Source organism: Mesorhizobium sp. ORM8.1 (assembly GCF_053005525.2).
In genome coordinates this window covers 2,453,728-2,466,226 of sequence record NZ_CM132600.1, presented here as the reverse complement: position 1 = coordinate 2,466,226, position 12,499 = coordinate 2,453,728, and the positions used below count along the sequence as shown (strand labels likewise).

The window sequence follows — 12,499 nt, the reverse complement described above, 5'->3', positions numbered from 1 at the left end:
GATAGAGCTCAGAATGCCTCGTCCAGCACACAGTTTACGGGAATATAATGATCGCTGAACAACATATATCTGTTAGCGGCACCGCAACCTCATACTACGAGAACGGACTCGGCGCGCCGCTTCTGTTGATACACGGTGCAGGCCCGTTTGCCGACGCAAAGAGCTCTTTCATTCGGCAGCTGAATGGGCTGCACGATCGATTTAGAGTGATTGCATTGGATCAGCTCCACTTTGGTGGGACGGATTATCCTTCCGATCACAAATATATAAATCGCATCAATCGTGTGGACCATGTGGTCGGTTTTATCGATGCGCTTGGGCTAAAGCAAATAACGTTGGTTGGCCATTCAGAGGGATCATTCGTCGCCGCTCGAATTGCGATTGTCCGTCCCGATGTTGTTTCTAGGCTTATACTGCTGACCGCCAGCGCCTTATCACCAGCGTTTGGAGACGACCGCGATGAAGTTTGGATGCAGGCCTGCCGGCAGCAGTACGACGTCTCCTGTCCGATGCCGAGTGAAGAGGAGTATATCAGAGCGTGGCGGAAGAGCAGCATGGCCCATGGACGGGATTTGGAAGACGTAAAGCGAGAGGCTTATCGCCGAGCCGCGGAGCGCGGCCAATACGAGTTGTTCCAACATGCCCCGGAGGAGGAACACGATCCGCGTCTCTACGTACAACTTCAGCAGAAATACATCTTCCCGTATATAGAGCGACTTCGAGCGCAGACGCTGATCATCTGGTCTAAGAACGATCCTACTGTACCGCCGGAGCGCGGCTTGATGCTGGCAAAACTGATCGGGAATTCGGACTTCCATCTTTTGAACAAAGCAGGGCACGCCGTCCAGAGCGACCGTAGCGAAGCCGTGAATGAACTCATCCAGCAGTGGTGCGGCCAGACAAAGCGCAACGGAAAAACTAAGTTGCTCGCCAATTATAGGTAACCTGCGGGAGGTATCAATAATGTAATTTGCAGTTCGGACTATGGAGCGCTGGTCGGAAAAACTCGCTTATCCCATCTCAAGGAGTTTAAGTCGAAACGCCGGTTCCCGTTCCGGCCGAGTGACGTCAAATCTATCTTCTTACACGGATTGATATTTATCATGAAACCTCATGTGACTTCCTTAGATCATCTTCGGCCTGAATTTCCGGCCACTGCGAGCGTCATCTACATGGACGTAGCAAATCAGGGCCTCATATCAATAACAACTCGCAATTCCATAAATCAACATCTCGAAAATCGGCTTAGTGGCCTGAATGACGAAGGGGTCATGCTGGAAATGGTCGAGCAAACTCGTTCCAGATTTGCTGACCTGATAGGCGCCGGCAAAAAGAAGTTGCAGTCACGAAGAACGCATCCGAAGGCATCAACATTATTGGCAATGCTATGGAATGGAAGTTAGGAGACAATATCGTTCTATGTCAGAAATTGGAACATGCGAACAACATTCTCCCTTGGCTACAAATCAGAGACAAGCATAAGATTGAACTTCGGGTGGTGGAGCCGGCCAATGGAACGATCCCTTGGAATGCAATCACGAAGGCCATCGACGCCCGCACCAGAATCGTCACCTTATCCACGGTGACAATGGTCCCGGGATTCAAGACCGTAATGGAGCCCATCGCTGAGGCTTGTAAGCGGGTTGGTGCCTTTTTTCTGGCCGATGCGTCGCAATCTGTGGGTATTCTCGACACTAATGTCACTCGGCTTGGCGTAGACGGCTTGGTGGCATCAACATACAAGGGCTTGATGGGACTCTACGGGGCAGGATTTCTGTACTGCCGCCGAGAATGGGCGGATCGCCTAAGCCCTGCCTACCTCGCCCGCTACAGCGTCGATTTGGGGAACGCACCAGAATCGGCCCCTATATTCGATACGGTGAAGTTGTGTGCTGGCGCGCCCCGCTTCGAGATTGGACATTATAATTTTCCAGGCATACTAGCCGCCCACGCATCCATGGGCCAACTAATGGAAATCGGAACGCCAACAATTGAGCGATGCGTTACGTCCGTTACAAAGCGACTGGCCTCAGGCCTCCTCGAACTAGGACTGCCGGTTTGCGGCGGACCGCCAGGAGACCACACGGGCAGCATTGTTGCCCTTGAGGTCCTCCTGCGCCTAGTGGCTCTCCCCCATTGACAGCCGCATGAAGTCGCTTCATGAGCACCTGGTGAATAATCAAGTGATCGTCTCAGTGCGTAGGGGTATCCTGCGGTTGTCGCTCCATCTGTACAACACCGTAGATGAGGCCGATCAGGTCATCGACTTGACGAACAAGTGGCTCATAAAAAGCAAATAGTATCGAGACGACATTCATGTCGCCTCGAGCGTAACTGTCCGGGGTCTCGTGCGATAAGCTTCGCGCAGCGCCTGGGAACGTGTCTTAGGAATTCGGCCCCACAAGGCAAGTCCCGATCACCGGCCACCACATGGCATCTTCCGGTTCCAAACCAATCGCAGGCTCGTTTGCGTAGCAGCAAAATATATGCCGCATTACTGCACTGCGGCTGGGACTATCCGCGTAAGGCGTACGCGCCTCTACAGTGTTTCCTGATGTCGCGGTCCGGTCCCGTGTGCGGTACTGACGGGGTTTTCCCGATGATCAAGTTAGGATGTTGCAATGAGCGAGTGCCTCGCCCCCCAAGGGAGCACTCGCCCGCTCTGCTCAGGAGGTTTCGGAAATGGATATGACAACGAAACTCATCAGGCATGTTCTCGATTCTCGCTTAGAGACGATACCTGACGGCGCGCTTGAACGCGCTAAACTTTCCATCCTCGACACCATTGCGTGCGCGATTGGTGGATCGAACGATCCGATCGCGCGCAACGCCCGCCGACTGGGTGGGCTTTTCGGTGGCGAGCCAGAATGCACAGTGTGGATTTCCGGAGAGAAGGCTCCATCTGCCTTAGCGGCTCTTATCAACGCCACGACAGCCCGGGCCCTGGATTTTGACGAGACCTACGAGCTCTGCATCAATGGATGTCATGCCAGCGCCTATGACGTGCCACCGGCGTTGGCCCTTGCCGAACGTGACCCTTCTATAAGCGGAAGCGAACTACTGTCAGCCATCGCGACCGCTATGGATTTGCATATACGCCTAACTCTTAGCCTCACAAGCCAATCGATAGATACAGGTCGGGACAATATGGTCGCCGTATGGGGCACCACTGCGGTTAGCACCAAGTTGCTGCGGCTCGATGAAGAAAAAACTCGGAATGCGTTCGGGATTGCTTATGCGCATGCTGCCGGTGAAGCCCAAATGTACGCAGAATCTGCGCACAGTGTGTCGCTTCAGCAGGGACTTCGAGCTCGCTCCGGGATTGAGTCGGCTCTTGCGGCCATGGTCGGATTTACCGGTCCTCAGGATCCGTTCTTGGGGAAGTATGGGTTCTACAAGGCGTTCGAACCTGAACACGATTTCCATATGCTCACGGATGCCCTCGGATCCGAGTATGTAAACGCTTCGATTAGCTTTAAGCCTTGGCCGTCTTGCAGGGCTACACATCATGGGATTGACGGGCTGCTGGAACTGCGCCAGAAGCACAATTTTGCCGGGGACGACATTGTTTCTATTGAGCTTGGATTAAATCACCTGGCTGACCAATGTGTCGCCCAACCGCGAAACAAAAAGTGGGATCCAAAGGACCCTGTCGTGGCGCGCTTCAGTTTGCCTTACGTCGTTGCTGTCGCTGCACAATACGGAAGAGTCGGGATCGGGGACATGCTTCCAGAAGCATTTAGTGACACGGCGGTGCGTAGAGTCATGGCTGCCACAACGGTCAAAGTTGATCCGGAGATCGACCGCACTAACGGTCGGCATGGGAACTCGCCGACAATAGTAAAGGTGAAGCTAAGTGGCGGGAGAGAGCATGTCCTTCGTGTCGACAAACCCTTCGGACATCCGGAAAAACCCGCATCGCTTGTCGACGGAATGCGAAAGCTCAAGGACTGCGCAGAGATGTCAGCATATTCGTTTTCCGACAAGAAGCTGGAATTAATCGGGGAGTTCATCGACGAGCTTCATAAGCAGCCTACGTTGGCACCGCTATTCAAGCTGCTGGTTGGCGATAATTAGCACTCGGCGCGAGTGAACCGCAACGGTCTAGTTTTACAAATTAAGGGGGCGGTTTCATGTGCTCAGCTCAGTCAAAGCCCGCCGTCGGGTCGACTTCACACGACTTTGGGCTCTTCGTCAGCGAGCTCGACTTTGGAGCCTTGTCGTCCGCAGACGTCAGCACTCTCAAGTTGGCAGTAATGGATTGTCTCGGTGGCGCCATTGCGGGTGCGCGGGAGCCTGTAACGAAGATCGTTGTCGAGAAGCTCCTATCTCAGTACAGCGGCAACAAAGCGACAGTTCTCGGCCATTCGGTTCAAAGTTCAGCGCTGGGTGCAGCGCTCGCCAACGGCGTCATGGCGCACGCTTGCGATTTTGACGACTTCAGCGAACCGATGTGTGGCCACCCTTCAGCGCCCGCGCTTCCTGCGATTTTAGCAGCCGGCGAACTTGTACGAAGTTCAGGCCAAGATATCCTTCTCGCATACGCCGCCGCTATCGAAGTGATGGCAAAACTGGGCCGCGCTTCGGGCTATGAACTTTACCTGGCAGGTTGGCACGCAACCTCTGCTCTCGGGGTTTTTGGCGCTGCTGCCGGCGCCTCGAAGATTCTGGGCCTTGACCCCGAACGCACAGCTGCCGCTATTGGAATCGCCGCTTCCCGTGCTGCTGGTATACGCGTGAATATTGGGACCATGGTAAAGCCGATGCACTGTGGTTTCGCAGCAAGGGATGGGTTAGAGGCTTCGCTTTTAGCTGCCGCAGGAGCCACCGCAAGCCCGGACGCGCTTGCCGGCACAACAGGGTTTTTTAACACCTTCGTGTCAAAGCTGTTGCATTCGAAAGACTTGGCTTCACTTCTAGGCAACCCGCTTGATGTCCGACAGCCGGGTATTATCTTCAAGAAGTATCCTTCGTGCTTGGATACTCATTCGGCCATTGATGCCATTCTCGACCTGCGCGCCAACTACGAAATCCGACCCGAACACATTCACCAAGTTCGTTGTGTGCTCGCTCCAGGCGTCGGTGGCGACCTAAGCTACAGTGCTCCCAAGGCCCCTTTGGAGGGCAAGTTCAGCATGGAATTTTGTGCTGCGGTCGCTTTGGTGCACGGGCGCGTTTCTTTAGCTGAATTCGCGCAAGAAGTGGTCAGGGATCCGGTCATCCAGCGGCTGATCAGCATCTCAAGGCTTGACTACGATCCTGCCCTAACCAATCAAGATCCGAGAAGCGCCTGTGCCGCCGCACGCGTTGAGATCACTCTCCAAGATGGACGCGTCGTGCAGAAAACCGTACATCACATGCGAGGTCATCCAGATAATCCCATGGCGAAATCTGAGTTTGTGTCCAAATTCGAGGACTGTGCGAAAGGAGTGCTCAGCCCCGACCGCACAACTCGAGCGCTTGCGATGATCCAGCAGTTGGACCAATTGCCAGATGTGTCCCTCCTCATGTCGGAACTAGTCGCTGAGTGAGTAGGATGGGCAAGCCGAATGAGCTCGTTTTGGAGGAATACAATGATTGCGGAAGGAAATGTATCGGTTGGTGGTAGCCGAACGTCGTACTACGAGAGTGGGCTCGGTACCCCGCTTGTGTTGATACACGGTGCCGCTCCCTTTGTGGAGGCAAGGACGTCTTTCATGCCACAGTTAAATGGTCTATCGGACCGTTTTCGCGTTATTGCGTTGGATCAGCTTCATTTTGGTGGGACAGATTATCCCTCGGATCGTAAATATATAAATCGGATCGGTCGTGTGGATCACGTGATTGGTTTCATCGAGGCGCTTGGACTGAAAGAAGTTACCTTGGTCGGTCATTCCGAAGGGTCATTCGTCGCCGCGAGGATTGCGATCGTTCGACCCGATCTTGCTTCCAAGCTTGTATTAATGACCGCCAGCGCCTTATCACCGGCGTTAGGAGATGATCGCGATGAGGCTTGGATGCAGGCTTGCCGCCAGCAGTATGACGTCTCCCGGCCAATGCCGAGCGAAGAGGAATATATCACCGGCTGGCGCAAAGGCTACAGCGGCTGCCTGCAGGATATGGAAGACTTGGAGCGAGCGGCTTATCGCAGAGCTGCGATGCGTGGCCAGTACGAGATGTTCCAAAATGCGCCGGAGGGGGAAACCGCCCCCCACCTCTATGTCCAACTCCAGGAGAAATACATTTTTCCATATCTGGAGCGGATTCGGGCGCAGACAATGATTATCTGGTCGAAAGACGATCCGACAGTGCCGCCGGAACGCGGTTTGATGTTGGCAAAGCTGATCAAGAGCGCAGATTTTCACTTGTTGAGCAACGCTAGTCATGATGTCCATATCGACAGAAGCGATGCTGTCAACGGGTTAATCAAGCAGTGGCATGGACAGCATAGCAAATGCGGGTGATGTCGCGCAAAAACTAATTCGAGAGATGGGTGCTCCCCTCGGACCGGACAGGACGAACAAACTTATCGCACGCACAGCGTTTAACGTCAGGTAGTGCAGGAGTTCCGTAATGTCCGCTTCTGCCGGCGAGATGGCTCGCTCTACACTACGCGTCAGAGGGTTGCTCGGGCGGGCCGAGCCGATCCTCATCACAAGAGGACGAGCCGTGTCAGGAAGCATTTGTCGGAATCGATGTCGCAAAGCTTAGGAAGGGCATCGCGATTGCGAATGCCGAGCGGGAGAAAGAAGTTCGCTTCTTCGGCGAGGTCGACGCCTCGGATGAGAGCATGCGCCGAGTTATCCAGCGGATCGCCAACAGGTTCGATGGAGTCCATTTCTGCTACGAGACCAGCCCGATCGGCCATGGTCTTTATCGGCTGATCCGTTCGCTGCGTCACGAATGCACCGTAGTCGCTCCGTCGCTGACTCCGAGGAAGCCCAGTGATCGCGTGAAGACAAACCGCCGAGATGCCCTCGGACTGGCCAGGTTGCTGCGCGCTGGCGAACTGGCGGCGGTATGGGTTCCCGATGACCAGGAAGCCATGCAGGATCTCGTCCGCGCCCGGGCGGCCGCAGTTGAGACACTTCGGGTCCATCGGCCAGCATGTGAGCGCCTTCAGCTCAAGCATGGACGTATCTTTCAACGCAAAAAGGGCTGGACGATGGACGATGTGACGATGCGCTATCTCTGCTGGCTAGGCGCAGCAGCTCGATCATCCCGCACATCAGATCGCGATCCAGGAGATGGTCGAGGCGGTTAGCTCAAAGAGCAGGCCAAGCGGCTCTCGGCCCGGATCTCGCTCTCGATCTTGTAGAGCTCGCCGATGCGCTGGAGCGCCTCTGTCGCGATCGGCGCGGGTCCGGACTGAGCCAGTTCGTAGAAGCGGCGACGGACATGGGCCCAGCAGAAGGCCAGACTGACGGCATTACGCTCGGCCAGCGCCCGGTATCGTAAGCGCCTCGCCGATTGCCTATGGATTTGGGCTTGACGTTTTCCGGAATCGCCAGGGCATGAGTTCCTCGATCTGGCTCTGCGGATGGCCGTTGATGATGGCGTCGAGAGTTTCGGCGATGTAGGCGACGGGATTGACGTCGTTGAGCCTGCAGGTGGCCACGACGGATGAGAGCAGTGCCCAGTTTTCGGCCCCGACTTCATGGCCAGCAAACAGAGCATTTTTTCTGGTCAAGCATACTGGACGGATGGCGTTTTCGACTGGGTTGGTGTCGAGCTCGAGCCGGCCGTCGTCGAGGAAGCGGGTGAGCCCCTCCCAGTGAGCGAGCCCATAGCGGATGTCTTCGGCCAACCTGGAGCCGGAGGAGATCATCGACAGTTGCTTTTCGAACCATGGTTTCAGGGCGGCGATGATCGGCCTGGAATAATCTTGTCGAGCGGCAAGCCGGACTTGAGGCGATGCGCCGCGCACTGTTGCCTCGATGGCGTAGAGCGCTGCGATCTGGCGTATCGCCGCTTCGGCGATCGGGGACTTGGTGTTGCGCGCCAGCTTCACAAACCGTCGGCGCAGGTGGCTCCAGCAATGGACGAGCAGCCACGGTCCTTGCGGCCGTTCCAGGCGTGTCAGCCGGTCATAGCCCTCATAGGCGTCAACTTGCAGGAACTGTCCGCCGAAGCCTTGAAGGAAGCGTTCGGCATGCTCGCCGCCGCGCCCGGGCGCATAGTGGAACAGCACGATGGGTGGGCCTTGGCCACCATGGCCGCGGTCATCGGAGGCGATTGCCCAGAAGAAGCCCTTCTTGACCTTGCCGCGTCCGGGATCGAGCACCGGCGCGGTGGTCTCGTCCATGAACAGGCGATCCGCGCCGGCCAGATGCCTGCGCATGTGCTCGGCTATCGGCTTGAGATGGAAGCAGGCCCGGCCTGCCCAATTGCCCAGTGTGGCGCGATCCAGTTGGATGCCCTGGCGGGCGTAGATCTCGGCCTGCCGGTAGAACGGCAAATGATCACCGAACTTGGCGACGATGACCTGGGCGATCAGCGCCTCGGTCGGCAGGCCGCCGGGCACGATATGCTCGGGCGCATGCGCCTGCACGACCGCGCTCGAGCAGCGCCGGCAAGCGTATTTCGGGCGGCGCGTGACCAGCACGCGCAACTGCGCCGGGATCACGTCCAGCCGTTCGCTGACGTCCTCGCCGATCCTGGCCATCTCGCCGCAGCCGCACGGGCACAGCGTGCTCTTGGGCTCGATGATCCGTTCCACTCGCGGCAGATGAGCCGGCAAGTGACCACGGTTGCGCAGGCGTGAACCGGACGCGCCGTCCGAACGACCCTGGATGACCCGCTGCGCCTTTTCCTGCGCGGCATCGAGCACGCCCTGCGCGATCTCCACGTCTTCGAGCGGCAGGTGGTATTGATTGGGATGCAGCTTCTCGGACCTGGCGCCGAACTTCTCGTGATTGAGTTGACCGACGATGGTCTCCAGGCGACGCCGCGCCTCTTCGGCCTCAGCCAAGGCAGCCTGGTGCTCGGCCAGGGCCGCTTGCGTCTGGGCCAGGAGCGCCTTCAAACGCTCGTTCTCTTCCTGGAGAACCGTCAGATTCATGCGCTAAATCAAGCACATGAACACCGAGAACGCCATCGAAGACAACGCAGCTGAGTCACTGTGCCACACTCATCCGCCAAGCTGCGGACGCCGTGCCCGCTCGGGGCGAACCAGTCTCCAATCCAGCCCTTCGAACAAGGCCGCGAACATCGCCGGCGACATGCGCATCGGCGAACCTGCGGCCAAACGAACTTCGAACCCTCGAGCCGCTTGTGCACCAGCACCAGTCCGGTGCGATCCCAGACTAAAATCTTGATCCTGTCAGCCCTTTTGGCCCGAAAGGGGTCAGGGCGGCTCCGCCACATAATCTCACCCGACACATAAGAACGGATCGGCGCCCATTGTGTCGCGCACCAGCGCCGCCAAGCCCTCGGTCCCCTTGCGGAAGTCCACCGGCTTCGTCGCGACCATCACCTTGACCACACCCGTCGGCCCGATCACGACGGCGCCTTCAGCGCACGGATCACCGCCGCCACCGTCCCGGCGTCGGCGCCACGACCGACCCGCATGGCGACACCGTCAATCTCCAGTTCGATCACGCCGGCTTCTCGCGCGGCCTTCCGCTTCCGCGCCGATCTCGCGCGCTTCCCCGCCGGTTCGGGCTCCGGTGCCGCGACCACTGCTGGAACAAACAACGGCTCCGGTGCCGGCGCATTCTCAAACGGCACCCGCGCGGACCGGCGCCAGGCGAACAACTGCTGCGGGGACAATGCATATCGCCGGGCCACCGCGCTCACGGTCTCGCCAGCATCGTAGCTTTCCGCCACGATCCGCGCCTTCTCCTCCGGCAACCATCCGCGCCGCCGGCCGGCACCCGTGAACACCTCGAAACGTCGCGCCGGCTCAGAATCCTTGGACTTAAGCATAAGCTCTGAAATCGTCATGTGTCGAAGCCCTCAAAGGCTCCGAACATCGCTGCTCACGACCACGCGCGAAAGGTGGTGCCGGAACAGCGCTCACGCTTGAGCGTGGATCGAGGAGTTCGTTCCAGCCTGGTCGCTGGCGGGTCGGCGAGGGCTCGACGTCGTTCAGCTTGCATGTTTATGCCGGCCGCCGAACTATGCCGAGCGCCTCTTCTGATCGTGGCGGTATGAAGCGCTTTGCCCGCCATTTCGACCAAGAACCGGTCGTTGACACTCGGCATAGTTCCCATGTTCAAAGGGCGTTCAAGAACTCAAGAAGCCGGTCGTTTGGTCGAAATCGTTCGGCCTTTGCGCGTTCGTATGGCTTCAGCTTGGCAAGTGCGGGTCAGGATCAATGCGGTATGGGGCGATCTTGCCGAATTGGGCTCATAGCGCCGCGCCACTAGTCGTTGAGACCTCTCCAAGCATGGTTGCCCGCGAATTGGCCCGGCTCATCACCGAGTGCGGCCGGCCGAGGATGCTCGTCAGGCGACAACCTCCGAACGAGGAACGAGATGGAGGCCTGCAGTCAAGGTCACTCAGTTCGTCAGCATGCTCTCGGTGCGTGACGTTGGTCAAGATGTCGAAACGGCGACTTCCACCGGCAAGGGAAAAGGTCTCGTCCATAGCAAACAAAGGTACGCACGGTGGCGGCCCTCACCCTCCTCAACACGAGCCTCTGATCCAGGTGGAGGCCCGCACGGAATCTACAGGTCGTCGAACCAATGCCGGCATAGCGACAGATCGGACTCGCGTGAGGAGGTTTGGTGCAGGAGCCGTAAACCAGACGAAATTCAGGCACCCCGCGGTGCGTTGCAGCGTAACATGCGCGAAAAACGTTGTTTGCCGGCGTTATTAGGGGAGTATTTGCTCAAAGGCGACCGGCCGGCCGAATTACAATTCACGTTGTACATAGGGAACGAAAATTGAATCAGGCCGCAATGTCGGTGCTAAGATCGTGGAGGACTTGATGTCGCAGGAGTTGGAGTACCTCAGCCGCTGCGCTGCTGCGGGATGGTTGAGCCGACGTGAATTTCTCGGCCGTGCGACGGCGCTCGGCGTCTCAGCGGCGTTCGCGAGTTCGCTCCTGGCGAGCGCCGCGCGGGCCCAGGGGCCGATTCGGGGGCGCGCTCAAAGCCGGCCTCGGTGGCGGCCAAGCGACCGACAGTCTGGATCCGGCGGCCATTGGCAGCAACATCCCTATCGTGTTCAGCAAATGTTGGGGCGAGATGCTGCTCGAGATGACTCCCGACGGAGCCATTGAGTACCGGATCGCCGAGGAAATCGGCGCGTCAAAAGATGCGAAGACCTGGACGATGAAGATCCGCAGAGGCATCCAGTTCCACAATGGCAAGGAAGTGACTGCGCAGGATGTCGTCGCTACCCTCGGGCGGCATGCGGACAAGAAGTCGAAATCCGGCGCGCTCGGCGTCTTGAAAGGGCTTGAATCGTTCAAGGCTGATGGCGGCGAGGTCGTGATCACGCTCAAAGAGCCCAACGTCGATCTGCCCTACCTGTTGACAGACTATCACCTGATCATCCAGCCCAATGGCGGCAAGGATGATCCTGCCGCTGGCATCAGCGCCGGCCCTTACAAGGTCACCGTCAACGAGCCGGGTGTGCGGCACGGCGGCGAAAAATTCAAAGACTACTGGCAAGGCGACAAGCTCGGCCATGCCGATCAGGTCGAGATCATCGTCATCAATGACGCTACCGCGCGTATGGCTGCCCTGCAAGCCAACCAGGTCCACATGATCGATCAGGTCTCCCCGAAGGTCGTCGACCTTGTGAAGCGGGTGCCCGGTGTGACCATCCAGAACGTTTCGGGGCGTGGCTACAGTAACCTCAACATGTTCTGCGACACCGCGCCCTTCGACAACAACGATCTCAGAATGGCCCTCAAGCTCGCCATGAACCGCGAGGAAATGGTCGACAAGATTCTGCGAGGCTACGGGACAGTCGGCAACGACTTCCCGATCAATGCCTCCTACCAGCTCTTCCCCGAGGACATCGAGCAGCGCGCCTTCGACCCGGATAAGGCCAAGTTCCACTATCAGAAATCGGGCCACAGCGGGCCGATCCTGCTCAGGACGTCCGAGGCGGCGTTCCCTGGCGCCGTCGATGCTGCCCAACTGTTTCAGCAGAGCTGTGCCTTGGCGGGCATCACCATCGAGGTGAAGCGGGAGCCGAGCGACGGCTACGTCGCGAATGTCTGGAACAAGCAGCCCTTCGTGATGGGTAGTTGGAACGGTCGACCGACGCAGGACCAGATATACTCGACCGTCTATTCGTCGACAGCGCCCTGGAACGACACGCACTTTTTCAACGATAAGTTTGACAAGCTGCTCATCGAGGCGCGCGCCGAATTCGACCAGAGCAAGCGCAAGGATCTGTATCGCGAGATGGCCCTCATCGTTCGCGACGAGGGAGGCGTGATCGTGCCGATGTTCAGCCAATCGATCGACGTGACGGCGCCGGGGGTGAAGGGGTTCGTCAAGGACCCTGTGTTTGGCAGTATGGCTAAAGCATTAGAGCAATGCTGGCTCGAGGCGTGAGC

The 12,499-nt window shown here is 57.9% G+C and carries 9 protein-coding genes and 3 pseudogenes; 7 read left to right on the top strand and 5 right to left on the bottom strand.

Annotated features, from left to right (window positions below; genetic code table 11):
• Positions 1-47 precede the first annotated feature (47 nt).
• The 6 genes and pseudogenes from ACVDG8_RS12655 to ACVDG8_RS12630 all read left to right on the top strand — a co-directional run.
• Positions 48-944, top strand: a complete 897-nt coding sequence (locus ACVDG8_RS12655; RefSeq protein WP_447254990.1) for an alpha/beta fold hydrolase — start codon at positions 48-50, stop codon at positions 942-944.
• Positions 945-1,387: 443 nt separating this feature from the next.
• Positions 1,388-2,140, top strand: coding sequence for an aminotransferase class V-fold PLP-dependent enzyme (locus tag ACVDG8_RS12650; RefSeq protein ID WP_455707723.1), 753 nt, complete (start codon positions 1,388-1,390; stop codon positions 2,138-2,140).
• A gap of 542 nt (positions 2,141-2,682) precedes the next feature.
• Complete coding sequence (locus ACVDG8_RS12645; RefSeq protein WP_447254988.1) at positions 2,683-4,077, top strand: MmgE/PrpD family protein; 1,395 nt, start codon at positions 2,683-2,685, stop codon at positions 4,075-4,077.
• 140 nt (positions 4,078-4,217) lie between these two features.
• Complete coding sequence (locus ACVDG8_RS12640) at positions 4,218-5,531, top strand: MmgE/PrpD family protein (RefSeq protein ID WP_455707722.1); 1,314 nt, start codon at positions 4,218-4,220, stop codon at positions 5,529-5,531.
• Between the two features lie 165 nt (positions 5,532-5,696).
• On the top strand, positions 5,697-6,443 hold the full coding sequence (locus ACVDG8_RS12635; protein WP_455707721.1) for an alpha/beta fold hydrolase: 747 nt from the start codon (positions 5,697-5,699) through the stop codon (positions 6,441-6,443).
• A 227-nt stretch (positions 6,444-6,670) separates the two neighbouring features.
• A pseudogene (locus ACVDG8_RS12630) lies at positions 6,671-7,241 on the top strand (IS110 family transposase); the annotation flags it as partial.
• Positions 7,242-7,263: 22 nt separating this feature from the next.
• On the opposite strand, the pseudogene ACVDG8_RS12625 reads toward ACVDG8_RS12630, so the two are convergent.
• The 5 genes and pseudogenes from ACVDG8_RS12625 to tnpA all read right to left on the bottom strand — a co-directional run.
• Positions 7,264-7,431: pseudogene (locus tag ACVDG8_RS12625) on the bottom strand (IS66 family transposase); the annotation flags it as partial.
• 22 nt (positions 7,432-7,453) lie between these two features.
• The gene (tnpC, locus tag ACVDG8_RS12620) at positions 7,454-9,040 is read right to left on the bottom strand and encodes an IS66 family transposase (RefSeq protein WP_447254985.1); all 1,587 of its coding nucleotides are present in this window, start codon (positions 9,038-9,040) and stop codon (positions 7,454-7,456) included.
• Between the two features lie 8 nt (positions 9,041-9,048).
• Entirely contained in the window at positions 9,049-9,345 is a 297-nt protein-coding gene (gene tnpB / locus ACVDG8_RS12615) for an IS66 family insertion sequence element accessory protein TnpB (RefSeq protein WP_447254984.1), read from the bottom strand.
• Between the two features lie 4 nt (positions 9,346-9,349).
• The gene (gene tnpB / locus ACVDG8_RS12610) at positions 9,350-9,481 is read right to left on the bottom strand and encodes an IS66 family insertion sequence element accessory protein TnpB (RefSeq protein WP_447254983.1); all 132 of its coding nucleotides are present in this window, start codon (positions 9,479-9,481) and stop codon (positions 9,350-9,352) included.
• Positions 9,478-9,924: an IS66-like element accessory protein TnpA gene (gene tnpA, locus ACVDG8_RS12605; protein WP_447254982.1), complete on the bottom strand. Its 447-nt coding sequence runs from the start codon at positions 9,922-9,924 to the stop codon at positions 9,478-9,480. Before tnpA ends, tnpB (ACVDG8_RS12610) begins: the two co-directional genes overlap by 4 nt.
• Before the next feature lie 988 nt (positions 9,925-10,912).
• On the opposite strand from tnpA, the pseudogene ACVDG8_RS12600 reads away from it, so the two are divergent.
• A pseudogene (locus ACVDG8_RS12600) lies at positions 10,913-12,497 on the top strand (ABC transporter substrate-binding protein).
• The last annotated feature ends 2 nt before the right edge of the window (positions 12,498-12,499 follow it).